Annotated in this window: 12 protein-coding genes; 6 read left to right on the forward strand and 6 right to left on the reverse strand. The window is 57.5% G+C overall.

All coding sequences use genetic code 11. The features are described 5' to 3' along the window. Positions 1-258: 258 nt before the first annotated feature. Both HMPREF1153_RS04525 and HMPREF1153_RS04535 read right to left on the reverse strand, forming a co-directional pair. Positions 259-1,227, reverse strand: a complete 969-nt coding sequence (locus HMPREF1153_RS04525; protein ID WP_009645797.1) for a hypothetical protein — start codon at positions 1,225-1,227, stop codon at positions 259-261. 488 nt (positions 1,228-1,715) lie between these two features. After that, positions 1,716-2,303, reverse strand: a complete 588-nt coding sequence (locus tag HMPREF1153_RS04535; protein ID WP_009645836.1) for a hypothetical protein — start codon at positions 2,301-2,303, stop codon at positions 1,716-1,718. A gap of 205 nt (positions 2,304-2,508) precedes the next feature. Here HMPREF1153_RS04535 and HMPREF1153_RS12280 point away from each other — a divergent pair, with 205 nt between their 5' ends. From HMPREF1153_RS12280 to HMPREF1153_RS04550, 4 genes are all read left to right on the forward strand, one after another. Beyond that, positions 2,509-2,673 (forward strand): transposase, encoded by a 165-nt coding sequence (locus HMPREF1153_RS12280; protein WP_369791796.1) that lies wholly within the window; start codon positions 2,509-2,511, stop codon positions 2,671-2,673. A 142-nt stretch (positions 2,674-2,815) separates the two neighbouring features. After that, entirely contained in the window at positions 2,816-3,955 is a 1,140-nt protein-coding gene (locus tag HMPREF1153_RS04540; protein ID WP_009645807.1) for a trans-sulfuration enzyme family protein, read from the forward strand. A 221-nt stretch (positions 3,956-4,176) separates the two neighbouring features. Further along, positions 4,177-5,583 (forward strand): ATP-binding protein, encoded by a 1,407-nt coding sequence (locus tag HMPREF1153_RS04545; protein WP_232208189.1) that lies wholly within the window; start codon positions 4,177-4,179, stop codon positions 5,581-5,583. After that, positions 5,564-6,736, forward strand: coding sequence for a MalY/PatB family protein (locus HMPREF1153_RS04550; protein ID WP_009645764.1), 1,173 nt, complete (start codon positions 5,564-5,566; stop codon positions 6,734-6,736). Before HMPREF1153_RS04545 ends, HMPREF1153_RS04550 begins: the two co-directional genes overlap by 20 nt. A gap of 6 nt (positions 6,737-6,742) precedes the next feature. Here HMPREF1153_RS04550 and HMPREF1153_RS04555 read toward each other — a convergent pair whose 3' ends face one another. The 4 genes from HMPREF1153_RS04555 to HMPREF1153_RS04570 form a co-directional block, all read right to left on the reverse strand. Next, entirely contained in the window at positions 6,743-8,071 is a 1,329-nt protein-coding gene (locus HMPREF1153_RS04555) for an ATP-binding protein (RefSeq protein WP_009645849.1), read from the reverse strand. A 259-nt stretch (positions 8,072-8,330) separates the two neighbouring features. Continuing rightward, a complete protein-coding gene (locus HMPREF1153_RS04560) occupies positions 8,331-9,779 on the reverse strand; it encodes a potassium transporter TrkG (RefSeq protein WP_009645786.1) in 1,449 nt (482 codons plus the stop codon). A gap of 1 nt (position 9,780) precedes the next feature. Continuing rightward, a complete protein-coding gene (trkA, locus tag HMPREF1153_RS04565) occupies positions 9,781-11,127 on the reverse strand; it encodes a Trk system potassium transporter TrkA (protein ID WP_009645872.1) in 1,347 nt (448 codons plus the stop codon). Positions 11,128-11,258: 131 nt separating this feature from the next. Continuing rightward, positions 11,259-12,386, reverse strand: a complete 1,128-nt coding sequence (locus HMPREF1153_RS04570; RefSeq protein WP_009645799.1) for a DUF362 domain-containing protein — start codon at positions 12,384-12,386, stop codon at positions 11,259-11,261. Positions 12,387-12,647: 261 nt separating this feature from the next. On the opposite strand from HMPREF1153_RS04570, the gene HMPREF1153_RS04575 reads away from it, so the two are divergent. Both HMPREF1153_RS04575 and HMPREF1153_RS04580 read left to right on the forward strand, forming a co-directional pair. Continuing rightward, a complete protein-coding gene (locus tag HMPREF1153_RS04575) occupies positions 12,648-13,199 on the forward strand; it encodes a TlpA family protein disulfide reductase (RefSeq protein WP_009645869.1) in 552 nt (183 codons plus the stop codon). Positions 13,200-13,210: 11 nt separating this feature from the next. Continuing rightward, positions 13,211-13,987, forward strand: a complete 777-nt coding sequence (locus HMPREF1153_RS04580; RefSeq protein ID WP_009645794.1) for a cytochrome c biogenesis CcdA family protein — start codon at positions 13,211-13,213, stop codon at positions 13,985-13,987. Positions 13,988-13,990 lie beyond the last annotated feature (3 nt).

The following is a 13,990-nucleotide window of genomic DNA, read 5'->3' on the forward strand; positions in this document are numbered from 1 at the left end:
TCAGCGCTTCCTATACTTTCCCTTACTGATAGGTCGCGGGCGCCGTCATATCCCTCTCCTGCGCACGGGGATGTGCGGCGGCAAGAGATCCCATGCGGGCGACCCGCGGCAAAGACGCTCGGTGCATCCGCCTCCGCGAACTGCGCGGCGGATGCCGCGGAGAGGGCATGTCGGCATAAAAAAGGAGCCGTAACGGCATCGTGCTTTTACACAATTTCGTTACAGCCCCTTTTTCATTTGGAATTGCCGCGTGTTCGTTCAGCGTACCTTTTGCAGGAAGAGGCGCATACCGTCGGTGACGTAACGGTAAATACGAGTAGACCCAGCCCAGTATTCCCCGCTGCCGTTTGGTGTAAAGATACCGCTAACAGTACCGTTCAGCTGTTTTGTTTCAAGTCTGCCGTCAGAGAGGAACCGGCGATACGAATACGGCTCGTCCGCCCCGTTCTCGGAATCCGCATACATCGTGAATATCCCCGTCGCGGTATCGTAGCTGAACGCGACCCATTCCGAGCTGTCATTCGCATCGATGAGCATGTAGCGCGCGGGAACGGCGGGGCTTGCCTGCGGGGCGCTTGCCTGCTTTTTCGTCTTGCGCACGACAAATGTGATAAACTCGCCATTGGCATCACCGCCGAGCGCGTACGTTTCTCCTTCGTCGAGGAGGTCCTTCATGCTATTGAACATCCTTATTACATTCAAGATATACTCAGGCAGGGTCCTTTCCCCGATACCCGGGATATAGGCAACATGGGCGCTGCGGTCTTCCTGCCACTCATAGATCGCGTCATAGGCGCTGTTCTCGGGGATGAGCTGCTCTACCCGCACATCGCCCGGCTCCCACCCCTTCCATGATAAAATTGTCCACCGCTCGATGGGGCCCCCATCATCGTAGAGGGTGAGCACGCCTGTTTTCTCGTCGTAGTCAAACGACCGGTTCCATCGGCCTGCCTCCTGCGTCGGGTCGACGATTTCATAGGTGCCCTGTTCGGGCTCCGGCGTCACGAGGACAGTCCCGCCGCTGCTGCCGCCGTTCGGTTTCGTATAGCGCTTGAGGATAAAGGTGCTCTGATTATCCCACGGGTCTAGGCTCGTAAAGCGCGTCTCCCCGATATCCCCGTTATAGGGCGTGGCGAAGGCGGTGCCGCCCTGCGCGAACAGGAATGCGGCGGTAAACAGCAGCGCCGCCATGCAGACCTTAAAAATGTTCCTTGTTTGATTCCTCATTTCATTCAGCTCCTTATCCGTCGTGTCATCTTATCCAAGATACACCGCCATCCATCTGCCCATATGAGATAGTCCAGCAATGCTATCACTATTCCTATGAAAAGAGGCACGAGAGTTTCGTCTATTTCTTGTTCTTCTATATTAAGTATGAATTTAGCGACAACTCTAACTATGAGCAGTGCCACGATACCTGCTATCAACAGGCTCGGCCGTGTCTTTCCATCTATACAAGCAAACCGTACGCAAAACATTGTCGCAAGTGCCGGCATAGCATGTATAGCAAACCATAAACCGAGCTCCGTTTGCCAAATCAACACAGAAGCGTAAAAAACACCGATAACTGCCCAAATCACTGAAAGCTTTTTGCGTTCTGCTTTAGGGCGTTTTGTCAGGCACCATATCCATATAAAAACACCTACATAAATCAGTATCTCTATAGACCACCGCATAAACAGCTCTCACATCCTTCCTTGAGCACCATCCCTACCTCACCGCAGCGTTCCCTCGTCTACCATCGGAGGAACTTTATTCCCCTTGTCAAGGGCATAGAGCACATTCAGCACATAGGCGGCACTCCCGACATAGGCGATGCTGTTGTACTTGCGCGCGCCGAACTTCTTGACGAGGGTGCGCGCCGTTTCATTCGGTCCCGTCTTGAAACAAACGCCCGTCCTGCTCGCCTGTTCCACGGGAACGAGGTGCGCGTCGTCAAAGTCAAAATCATAGACGCCCTTCTCGTTCTTCTCGATGAACATACCGCGCCATGCGCCCGTGACATTACTGTGCGCGAATCCGTAGACGCCCTGCATCACCGAGCTCTTGCCGCCGCGCGGGTAGATCTCCAGCTCGGCAGGCACATAATAAGAGGTGACGCGTCCCTCGCGAATAACCTGTCTCTCCTCCTGGTGAATGATGACGTTGTAGTGGATGTCGACATCGCCGCCCTCCCCCGCAACCGTATACTGTGCGACCACGACGGGGAACCCCTTCGCCGACGCGAGGCCCGCATTCGCCCCGAGCGCGACGCACAGGACGGCGCAGAGTGCAATCGTTAAACTCCATACGCGTTGTCTCATAGAACTCCTCCTTGAACAAACTCTAATATACTCTAGACATGGATATTATTCCCCCCCCGCGGATTTTCCTGCTAATTCTAAAAATATTTTTTCATTGCCATAAAATTTTGCAGTCGGCATCTGCATGCGCCAGCAAAAAACAGCGACGCGAAGAGCATCATGCCTTCGTGCTGCTGCTTTTTGAATTTCAGAAATCTGGCTGGGAATTCAGACTGGCTACAACAACGGCTTCACGGAGGGATGCAACAATACGATCAAAGTATTGAAACGCATCTGCTATGGCTTCCGCAACATCACAAATTTCCGTCGCCGCATCATATTCCTGCTGAACAATAAAGCCCGACAAGCCCGCCGATCAAAAGCGGCATAAAATTTTTTGAAAAAATTTCACCGTAACTCTTGACAAAGAGCCCTCTGCAAGCGCTGCATTATCTTGTGGCGCAAATCTTCTTCCTATGCTATAATATTAAACCATAGTATATCAATATGAATAGTATATTGGGGGAAGAATCATGAAAGATCATTCGCTTGAAGTGCACGGCTGCCATACCTACGACGCGACGGGGGCGATCAGTCCGTCGATCTGCCTGTCGGCGACGTTCCGTCATCCGCGTTTCGGCGAGAGCACGGGCTACGACTACGGACGCGTGGCGAATCCGACGCGCGAATCTCTCGAAAAGACGGTGGCGCTCCTAGAGCGCGGCGGGCGCTCTTGGGCGCTTTCCTCGGGCATGGCGGCGGTGCAGCTCGTTTTCTCTCTTCTTTCGGCGGGCGATCACGTCCTGATGAGCGAAGACCTCTACGGCGGTACGGTGCGCCTCGCCGAAGAAGTCTTTGCAGACTACGGCATCACCTTCGAATACGTCGACGTGCGCGACCTCGCGCTCGTCGGCAAGCGTATGCGTCCCGAGACGAAGCTCGTCTTCATTGAAACGCCGTCGAACCCGATGATGCAGATCTCGGACATCGCGGCGCTCTCTGCGCTCGCTCACGAAAACGGCGCCCTGCTCGCCGTTGACAATACCTTCCTCTCGCCGCATTTCCAGAAGCCCTTGACGCTCGGCGCGGACATCGTGCTGCACAGCGGCACGAAATATCTGTGCGGACACAACGACGTCATCGCAGGCTTCCTCGTGCTCAAAGATGCGACGAGCGCGCAGGCAAAACGCATCGAACTGCTCGCCAAATCGGCAGGGCCGAACCTCTCGGCGCTCGACTCGTGGCTCATGCTGCGCAGCATCAAGACGCTCGGCGTGCGCGTCGAGCGGCAGGCAGAGAACGCGCTCGCCATCGCCCAGTGGCTCGGCACGCTGCCCGAAGTCACCGAAGTGCTCTACCCGGGACTCGCCGACCATCCGGGCTACGCGCTGCAGCAGAAGCAGGCGAGCGGCGCGGGCGGCATGATCTCCTTCAAGGTGCGCTCCGCCGAACTCGCGAAGGCGGCTCTCGGTAAGCTGCATCTCATCGCCTTCGCTGAAAGCCTCGGCGGCGTCGAGACGCTTCTGACGTATCCGATCGCCCAGACGCACGCTGAAATGCCCGCCGCGCTCCTAAAGCGCACGGGACTCGACGACAAACTCCTGCGTCTCTCCGTCGGCATCGAGGACGTCGAAGACCTCAAGGCCGATCTGCAGCAGGCCTTGCAGGGATAAGAGGGCGGCAGGGCAAAGACGAAAGAAATAAAGGCTAAACTTTCATCTTTTGCTGCAAAGATTATAAATATACTTTAAATATTTGTCGTTAAAAATGAAAGTTTGTGCTATAATCACCTTGAAAGAAGGTGATCTTGATGCCTTTGATCAGTCAGGAGGCAATATGCAAAGTCCTCACAGCGTACAATCCATGGTGGAAAACGGGAATGATTGCGCGAGGCATGTCGAAAAGTTACAGACGCTTTGCCTTTTATGATGCGATGCGGCGTTTGTCGGAGACGACCCTGCGGCGCACTGTCGTCTTGACGGGAGCGCGGCGAGTCGGCAAGACGACGATACAATATCAAATGATTGAGGCGCTTCTCGCACAGGGCGTCGCACCGCAGAAAATCGTCTTCATCTCGCTCGATCATCCCATGCTGAAACTCAGCGCGTTTCAGGCGATTTTGGACTGCTACCATGAGATGATCTATGCGGGACACGATGTCTACTATTTCTTTGACGAGATCCAGTACGCTTCGGATTGGGACAGGTGGCTCAAAACACTCTATGACATGCAGCCGGATTCGCACATCGTCGCCACGGGATCGGCAAGTCCCGCCATCGTGCGCGGCAGCGAGGAAAGCGGCACGGGGCGCTGGTCCATCATCTCCGTTCCGACACTCTCCTTCTACGAATATTGCGCTCTTCTGCAGGTTTCTTTGCCAGATCTTGCTCCCGATTTGAAGCTGTCGACCTTGTTTTCCTTGGAGCAGCAGGAGCGACAGATGTTTCTCTTGTTGCTCGCGGATGTGCACAAGCACTTCATCCGTTATCTGCGAGTCGGAGGATTTCCTGAGCTTGCGCTTGCAGATAACGATATGCTGGCGCAGCAGATTCTGCGCGAAGATGTCGTCGACAAGGTCTTGAAGCGCGATCTGCCCGCACTCTACAATATACGCAACGCCACTGAATTGGAACGGATCTTTCTCTATCTATGCAACGTATCCTCCGAGATTGTTTCCGTAGAGGCGATTGCCAAGGAATTGAACGGAGTTTCGCGCCCCACGGTCGAAAACTACATTCGCTATCTTGAAAGCGGCAACCTCATCTATCAGAGTTGGCCTGTCGAGATGGCAGGGAAAAAAATCTTAAAGGCGCAGCCCAAGATCTATATTGCCGACGCCGCCATACGGAATGCCGTTCTCATGGACGACGCCATTCTGACTGATCCCGTGCAGATGGGAAAGATCGTAGAAACCACCGTCTACAAGCATACAGCGGCCTTCTATTACCAAAAGGCGACATCGGTCGGCTATTTCCGCGGCGGCCGAAAAAATAAGGAAATCGACATCGTCGTCGAGCGTCCGCGCCTCGCCAACATCCTTATCGAGGTCAAGTACCGCGAAAATGCCGTCATTTCGGACGATGACGCCATCAGCGAATTGGCGGCAGAGGCCGCGGCCTCCTTCGTCCTCACGAAAAACCTTACGGACTGCGGCATACAGAAGGTGAAATCCGGTGCTTCCTTGCTGCGCATCCCTGCCTTCGCCTTCCTCTACCTCCTCGGTCACGAGGAACGCATGGCTGCAGCCACATACCCAAAGCATACGAAAGGAGACTTCTTCCATGAACCATTTCGACTTTGATGAAATCATCGAGCGCCGCCATACGAACAGCCTCAAATACGACTTCGCCGTCGAGCGCGGCTATCCCGAGGACGTTTTGCCATTCTGGGTCGCCGACATGGACTTTCGTGCGCCGCAGGCGGTGCGTGATACCATTCGCCGACGCGCCGAGCACGGTATCTTCGGCTATTCGCGTCCGAAGGAGGAGTACTATAGGGCGCTCGAACAATGGTTCAGCACGCGCCATGGCTGGAATCCGGGCAGGGATTCCCTCGTCATGACGCCGGGCGTCGTCTTCGCGCTCTCCATGGCGGTGCGTGCATTTACTGCGCCGAATGATACCATTCTCATAACCGAACCCGTCTACTATCCGTTTTTCAGCGTCGTCGAGGGTAATGGGCGCAAGCTCGTCACGAGCACGCTGCTCTTCGAGGACGGTGCATACCGTATGGACTTTGACGACATCGAGCAGAAGATTCGCGAGCACAAGGTGAAGCTTTTGATTCTCTGCAGCCCGCACAACCCCGTCGGGCGCGTCTGGCGGCGCGAAGAATTGGAGCGTCTTGCCGCGAGTTGCCTCGCGCACGATGTTCTCGTCGTCGCTGACGAGATTCATGCCGACTTCGTGCGCCCCGGCCACAAGCACACGCCTTTTGCCTCGCTCTCGCCCGAGACTGCGGCGCGGACGATCACCTGCACCGCGCCGAGCAAGACGTTCAACCTCGCAGGGCTGCAGCTTTCGAACATTTTCATCACGGAAAAAAGCCTGCGCCGTACCTTCCGCAAGGAAGTCTACAGCACAGGCTATGACGAACCGAACATCTTCGGACTTCTTGCCGCACAGGCGGCATACAGCGAGGGCGGCGCGTGGCTCGATGCGCTTCTCGCCTACCTTGAGCAGAATATCGCGCACACGAAGCGCTTCCTCGCCGAACGTCTGCCCAAGGTGCAGCTTGTCGAGCCGGAGGGCACCTACCTCTTATGGCTCGATTTTCGTGCCTACGGCCTTGAAGCGAAGGCGCTCGAGCGAAAGATCATCGACGAGGCCCGCCTCTGGCTCGACGACGGCGCGATTTTCGGCAAGAGCGGCGCAGGTTTCCAGCGCATCAACATCGCCTGCCCGCAGGCGACGCTCACGAAGGGTCTTGAGGCTCTGGCACGCGCGTTCGAGTGAGGCGTCCTAGAGGAACTGCGCCATATAGACCGGCAGGCAAAGGACATCATGCTCTCGCTGCAAATCTTTCGTATAGATTAGATATTTCTCGTCGATATGCTGCGAATATCGCTCGGAAAAGGCATCGAGAGAAGCATGGCGTTTGTAGCCGGAAGATTTGACCTCCAATGGGCAGATCTTGTTCTTTCGCGGCACAAGGAAATCAATCTCGTACAGATTGGTCTTCTTCTCATTGGGAAATGTATGGTAATAGAGTTGTCTGCCGTTGGCAGCGAGGGTCTGGGCAACGATGTTTTCATAGAGATAGCCGAGATTTGCCGGCAGACGATCGCTCAAAAGCTTCTGATATATGATATTGTCGGTAAATTCTTGATCACGAAAAGCGAGGGTCGTAAAGAGTCCCGTGTCGGACAAGTAGAGTTTGAATCGCCTGGGGTCTTTCGATAAGGACAGGCCGGCGCTCGGCTCGTTCACATGATATGCTGCCAAAACGGCGCGGGAATCTACAAGTTCGGCAATCAGCCGCGCTCCGCCCTGCGTTCGATTCCGTCCGAGAGCGCCCGCCATCGAATAGCGTGAGGCGCGTCTGTGCAGCTGCGTAGGAATGTCCGCAAACAATCGCGATAAGCGTCCCGTACCGTCGATCTTATGAAAATCGGCTTCATAAAGCTCTACGATTGCACGCTTGATTCGATCGACATCGACAAAATTTTTGGCTGAAAGGTATGCCGACACCGCCTGCGGCATACCGCCGATCAGCATGTAGAGGCGGAAAGTTCGCATGAGCTTGCGGTGGGCAGCGCTTCCCACCGCTCTTTTTTTCTCGTACATCTGGCGCAGCAGGGGCACCGTCGCTTCATCGTCAAATGCCCAGAGGAATTCCTCGAAATCCATCGGATACATATAGAGGCGATATTCTTCGCTCGGAATCAAGATGTCCTTGACATTCTTGCGAATGGAAATGAGCGATCCCGTTTCGATATAGTCATACCTGTGATCGTGTACCAATGCCTTGATGGCTTGGCGTGCCCGCGGACAAAGCTGCACTTCATCAAAAATGATGACGGAGTCCCGTGGAAAGAGCTGTACGCTGCTCTGCAGCTGCAGCTGCAGAAAAATATAGTCCAAATCAGAAACATCGTTGAACAGGTCATGCGTCTCCCTCGAACAGCGGGAAAAATCCAGTCGGATATAGCTTCTGTATTCACGCCGCGCGAATTCTTCTACGATCGTAGATTTTCCTACGCGCCTTTGTCCCTCGATCAGCAGGGCGGAAGAGCCGCGCTGCTCGTTTTTCCATCGTGCCAGTTTGGAATAGATCTTTCGTCGAAACATGTGTCGGTCTCCTGATGTCTGCATTCAATTTTCTGCTTTACAGAGATCGCGTGGCGTCCTTGAAGGAATCCAAGCAAATCCATTCTAGCACAATTTCAGCATCTAGCCAAATGTTTTCGACAGAAATCCCGTCATTTAGCTAAATCTTTTTAGATAAAATCCAAGCAAATAGCTAAATCTTTTCATATAAAAACCCGCTGCACAGCCAAATCTTTTCGCCCGATGTATATGAGTGCATCTCGTGAAATATTGCTTAGCGTCACCACTGCCGCCTGTGCAGCCGATCGATTCCTGCACGCAGCAGGATCAAGAAGGAGAAGATTTCCAACCGCCCGAGGATCATCAAGAAGCCTGCGAAGACCTTGACCCAGCCGGGCAGGAGCAGGAAGTCCTTGCCGCCGTAGAGGAGAGTCACGACGGTGCCCGTGCCCGACAGACAGCCGACGGCGAAGCCCATGGCGGGCAGGGTGTCGATGTGCGCGAGCGCGAGGCCGAGCGTCGCGAGAATCAGCACGACGACATAGAGGAAGAAGAAGCTCAAGATCCTGCCGTGCAGCTTGTGCGGCACGGATTTGCCGTCGATCTTGACGTTGACGATCATGCGCGGGTGAATCGTGCGCAGGACTTCCGCCTTTGCCATCTTGATGAGCACGAGCAGGCGCATCGCCTTGAAGCCGCCGCCGACCGCGCCGACCGAAGAGCCGAGCGTGGCGAGAAGCAGCAGCACGGCATGAGGAAAGGTAGGCCAGGAGGCGAGCGGCGCAGCGGCAAAGCCCGTCGTCGTCGCGAACGAGATGGCGTGGAAGAAGCCCATGCGAAGGCTGTGCTCGACATCGTAGACGCCGACGACGGCGAGATAGCAGGCGAGCGCCGCGCCGCCCGCGCATACGACGAGGAGGAAGAAGCGCAGTTCCGCGTCGGCAAAGAGCGTGCGCACGTCGCGCCGCGCCGCCGCCCGCTGCCACAAGAGGAAGTTCACGCCCGCGAGCAGCATCGCGGCCTCCGCCGCGAGTTCCGTCGTGATGCCGCTTCCCCGCAGCACGAGGCCGCGCGGGTCGAGTCCCGTCGTCGATATGGAAGTCAAGGCGAGCAAGGCGCTCGACAGGAAGCTTTCGCCCGCGAGCAGGAAGAGCCCGAGCGCGAGGAGCGTCAAGCAGGCGTAGAGGAGCGCCATCTTGCGTGCCGCCGCATTCATGCGCCGCAGAAGAGGGCTGAAGTTCGTGCCCTGCTGCACCGAGAGTGTCAGACCGAAGCAGCCGCCGACCTGCGGCATGATCGTGACGAGGAGGCACAGGAAGTACATGCCGCCGATCCATCCTTGGAAGATCTGCCAGAAGCCAAGGGAGCTTTCGAGTCCCGTCGGCGTGAAGAGGAGCGCCGTCGTCGTAAACGCCGCGACGCTCGCGAAGAAGGAGTCGGCGGCGGAAAGTTCGCCCGTGAGGAAAAAGGGCAGCGCCCCCAGAAGCGAGTTTAAAAGCCATGCAGCGAAGAGGAAAACCGCTCCGTCCGTGACGCCGATCGTGTGGCGATGCCCCTTGGAGAGGTGCGAGAAGACGCGCCAGAGGACGAAGGAGAGCGCCGCGGGCATACCGAAGGCAAGCGGGTGCTCATCCTCCCAAAAGATCGCGAGGCCGAAGGCGAGAAAGAGAGCCGCGCCTTCCAGAAACGCCATGCGCCCGAGCAGGAAAGAAACGATGCGTGCGTCCATATCAATCCTTGCCCTTGAAATACTTCATGACCTTCTGCGCGAAGCGCGTCTGGATGAAGAGAATGGTTCGGTCTCCAGGCAGAAGAACCGAAGTGCCGTTTGGTATCACGGCCTCGTCGCCGCGTACATAGGCGCAGACAAGGCATTCACGCGGCAGCCGCGCATCCATCAGAGGAATGCCCGCGACAGGTGCGCCTTCCTGCACGATGACCTCGACCGCCTCCGCCTTTGCGCCCTCAAGGAGTGATACCGAAACGACGCCGCCGCGCCGCGCGAAAGCGAGGACTTCCGAGGCGGACAAGAGGCGCGTCGGCAGGACGATGTCGACGCCGACCTTTTCCATGAGATCGACGTATTCGCCTCGCGCGACGCGCACGACCGTCTTTTTCGCGCCCAAATGCTTGGCGAGGAGCGCGAGCATGAGGTTTAGCTTGTCGTCCTCCGTCAGGCAGACGACGGCGTCGGCGTCGGCGACGCCCTCTTCCGTCAAAAGATCGATGTCCGTGCCGTCGCCGCAGATGGCAAGGCCGTTTTCGAGTGCTTCTGCCGCAAGCCGGCTGCGCTCACGATTGGTATCAATGATCTTCACGGCGACGTCCGCATCGTCGAGCATCTTGGCAAGGAAGCGCCCCGTGCGCCCCGCGCCGATAATCATGACGTGTTCAAGCTTCCTCGCGTCGCGATGTACGAAGGTCTCGCTGAACTTCTCGATTTCGGCGGGATCGCCGATGAAATACGCGTTGTCGTGCGGCAGCAGGCAGTCGTCGCCATGCGGGATGATCATGCGGTGGTCGCGGAAGATCATGCCCGCGAGGATCGCCTTGGGCATTTCGAGATCCTTCAGCGGGATGTTTGCCAGGGGCGAGTGGCGCGTCACCTTCGTCTCGAAGAGGCGCACCTTGCCGCTTGCGAAGTCCTCGACGTCGAGCGCGGCGGGCGTCATGAGGATGCGATAGACCTCGCGCGCCGTGATCAGTTCGGGATTCAGCATGAGGTCAATGTCGAAGTTCTCCTTCAGGTATTCCTTCGCTTCCGAAAGGAACTGCATGTCGCGGATGCGTGCGACCGTGTGCGTGATGCCGTGCTTCTTCGCGAGGATGCACGCGATCATGTTGACCTCGTCGCCCGCCGTCACGGCGATGAGGATGTCCGCCGAGCGGATGTCGGGATCGTTCATCGTGATGGGGCTGGCGCCGTTCGCCGTGACCGTCAGCACGTCGAGCGTGTTCTTCGCCGCTTCGAGCCGCGTCTCGTCCTGATCGACGAGTACGACATCGAACTCCTCGTTCGCGAGCAGCTCGGCGATGCTGTAGCCGAGCTTTCCCGCACCGACTATGACAATGCGCAAGGAAACTCCTCCTCTTGAGATGTATGCACAAAAAAAGCCAAGGGAGCCGCCGCCGTGCGAATTTGCACGGGCTTCCCTTGGCTTTTTGCACCCTTTGCCTTATTTTAACGCATTCGGCGCGGCGGTGCAAATCATTTCAGTGTGATGAGCTCGTAGTCGCGCGTACCGAGACCGATCTTCTCGCCGTGCACGAGCGTTTCTTCCCAACAGACGTTGGGATTCGAGTCGAGGAAATGGTCGTGATGATGATGCCAATCGGGCTTGGCGAGGTGGTCGCCGAGCTTGCTGTTGCGGATCGGCTGCGCTTTCAGCGCCATGTCGACGCACGCTTGGTCGAGCGCGATGGGATCGAACGAGGCGAACATGCCGATGTCGGGCAGGATCGGCGCGTCATTTTCGCCGTGACAGTCGCAGTTCGGCGAGATGTCACGCGCGATGCTGATGTGGAAGCACGGGCGGTCCTGACAGACGGCCTGCGCGTATTCCGCCATGCGGCGGTCGAGGATGTCGGCGGCGTCCCAGACCTCGTTGTAGAGCGCGTTGAACGTGCACGAGCCGATGCAGCGACCGCAGCCCTTGCAAAGCTCCTTGTCAACGACCGCCTTGTTCTCAACGTAGGAAATCGCATCCGAGCCGCATTCCTTCGCGCAGCGACGACAGCCGCGGCAAAGCTCCTCGTGGACGCCGACCTTGCCCGACGAATGCTGCTCCATCTTGCCCGCGCGGCTGCCGCAGCCCATGCCGATGTTCTTGATCGCGCCGCCGAAACCCGTCTGCTCGTGCCCCTTGAAGTGCGTGAGGCTGATGAAGACGTCGGCGTCCATGACGGCGCGGCCGATCTTCGCCGTCTTCAACACGCGGGCGTTCTTGATCGGCACTTCCAGCTCGTCCGTGCCGCGCAGACCGTCGCCGATGATGATCTGACAGCCCGTCGTCGTCGGGTTGAAGCCGTTGATGTTCGCGCAGTCGAGATGCTCGGGCGCATGGCGGCGGCTGCCCGGATAGAGCGTGTTGCAGTCCGTCAGGAAAGGAATGCCCTTTTCCTCCTTCACGAGGTCGGCGACGGCTTTCGCGTACTGCGGGCGCAGGAACGCAAGGTTGCCGAGTTCGCCGAAGTGCATCTTGATGGCGACGAAGCGGCCCTCAAGCTCGATCGTCTTGAGGCCCGCCGTAAGACACAGACGCTGCAGCTTCTTCGTCAGGCTCGTGCCGACGTCCGTGCGGAAATCGGTGAAATAAACTTTTGCTTTCTCTGCCATGGTATTGCTCCTTTTTCTTTTGCAGACACGTTCTTTCTTACGGGACGAATTCCCCTAAATCTATTGTAGCATACGAGTACATGAAAAGTATATGAAATCTCCTATTCTCATCTTTTTCGCCTTGACCTTGAGAACGTTCCTCCGTAGAATAGTACTATAAACGTTATGGAGAGAAATGGAAACATCGGCGCGACGTAGGTCGCTGAGAAGAGTCCTGTCTCGGGACTGTGAGCCTATGGAATCACAAAGGAGGAATTCACTTTGAAAACAAGACGAACGATGCAAGGTCTGATCGGCGCTCTTCTCGCGCTCTTTCTTATGACGGGCTGCGGCCTGCAGGCGGAGGAATCGGGCAAGTCGGCGGAAGCCAAGGCGGAGCAGGCGATGGATGCAGAGGGCGTGGAAGGGACGGCGCCGCCTTTCAAGGCGACATCATTCGACGGCTCGGAGGTCGCGATCAACGCCGCCATGGACAAGAAGCTCTACGTCATCAACTTCTGGGCGACATGGTGCCCGCCGTGCCGCGCCGAGATGCCCGAGCTCAACGAGTTCGCCAAGAAGCATGAAGGCGAGGTCACATTCTACGCCGTCAACCTGCAGGAGCCGAAGGACACGGTCGACAAGTTCCTCAAGGACAACGGCTACACGATGCCCGTGCTCCTCGACCTCAAGGGAGAGGCGGCGGATACCTACAAGGTTCGCGCCATTCCGACGACCTACGTCATCGACCGGGATGGCAAGATCCTGCTGAAGAAGATCGGCGGAACGACGGCGGCGGAGCTGGAAACGGCACTCACGCGCGCGGCGAAGTAGGAGGTTTTCTCTTGGAAGCAATCTCCTTCGGCGCGGCGTTTCTCGCCGGCGTCGTCTCCTTCGTCTCGCCGTGCGTGCTGCCGATGCTGCCGACCTTCGTGCTGATCCTCGCGGGATCGAGCAGCGCGGCGGCTTCAAATGGCGCAACGGCCTCAAGCGGCGCAACGGCCTCAAGCGGCGCGGCAGGTGTTTCGGCGCCGCCCGCTGCGGCAGGGCGTGCGCTCTTTCGCAACGTCGCGGCCTTTCTCGCAGGCTTCGCCGTCGTCTTTCTCGCGCTCGGCGCGACGGCGACGGTGCTCGGGCAGTTTCTCGTGGGTCATCTCGCGCTTTTGGAAAAGGCGGGGGCCGTCATGCTCGCGCTCTTGGGACTGTTCCTCTCGGGACTCATCAGCCCGCGCTTCCTCTATCGCGAGTGGCGGCCGTTCCTGCATCGCCCATCGGAGGGTGTCGTCGGCTCTTTCCTTCTGGGCATGTCGTTTACCGTCGGCTGGACGCCGTGCACGGGGCCGATCCTCGCGGCGATTTTCATCTATGCGGGAAGCCGCGCGACCGTCGTCGAGGGGCTTTGGCTGCTCGGCTTCTACGTGCTCGGCTTCGCCCTGCCGTTCTTCGTGCTCGCGCTCCTCTGGCAGCGACTCGAAAAGCGCGTGCGCACGCTCTATCGCTTCCTGCCTGCCGTGCAGAAGGTCGCGGGCGTCTCGCTCGTCGTGCTCGGCGTCATGATGTGGTTCGGCTGGACGATGCGCTTCATGGGCTGGCTCTCCGGCCTCGTGCCGTTCTCTTTCTAGTTT

Source organism: Selenomonas sp. CM52 (genome assembly GCF_000292955.1).
Lineage (GTDB): Bacteria > Bacillota > Negativicutes > Selenomonadales > Selenomonadaceae > Selenomonas.

Bases quoted from the DNA above. Each gene is read 5' to 3' on its own strand.
- HMPREF1153_RS04525 (WP_009645797.1), bottom strand. From the start codon at position 1,227: ATGAGGAATCAAACAAGGAACATTTTTAAGGTCTGCATGGCGGCGCTG.
- HMPREF1153_RS04535 (WP_009645836.1), bottom strand. From the start codon at position 2,303: ATGAGACAACGCGTATGGAGTTTAACGATTGCACTCTGCGCCGTCCTG.
- HMPREF1153_RS04540 (WP_009645807.1), top strand. From the start codon at position 2,816: ATGAAAGATCATTCGCTTGAAGTGCACGGCTGCCATACCTACGACGCG.
- HMPREF1153_RS04545 (WP_232208189.1), top strand. From the start codon at position 4,177: ATGTCGAAAAGTTACAGACGCTTTGCCTTTTATGATGCGATGCGGCGT.
- HMPREF1153_RS04550 (WP_009645764.1), top strand. From the start codon at position 5,564: ATGAACCATTTCGACTTTGATGAAATCATCGAGCGCCGCCATACGAAC.
- HMPREF1153_RS04555 (WP_009645849.1), bottom strand. From the start codon at position 8,071: ATGTTTCGACGAAAGATCTATTCCAAACTGGCACGATGGAAAAACGAG.
- HMPREF1153_RS04560 (WP_009645786.1), bottom strand. From the start codon at position 9,779: ATGGACGCACGCATCGTTTCTTTCCTGCTCGGGCGCATGGCGTTTCTG.
- HMPREF1153_RS04570 (WP_009645799.1), bottom strand. From the start codon at position 12,386: ATGGCAGAGAAAGCAAAAGTTTATTTCACCGATTTCCGCACGGACGTC.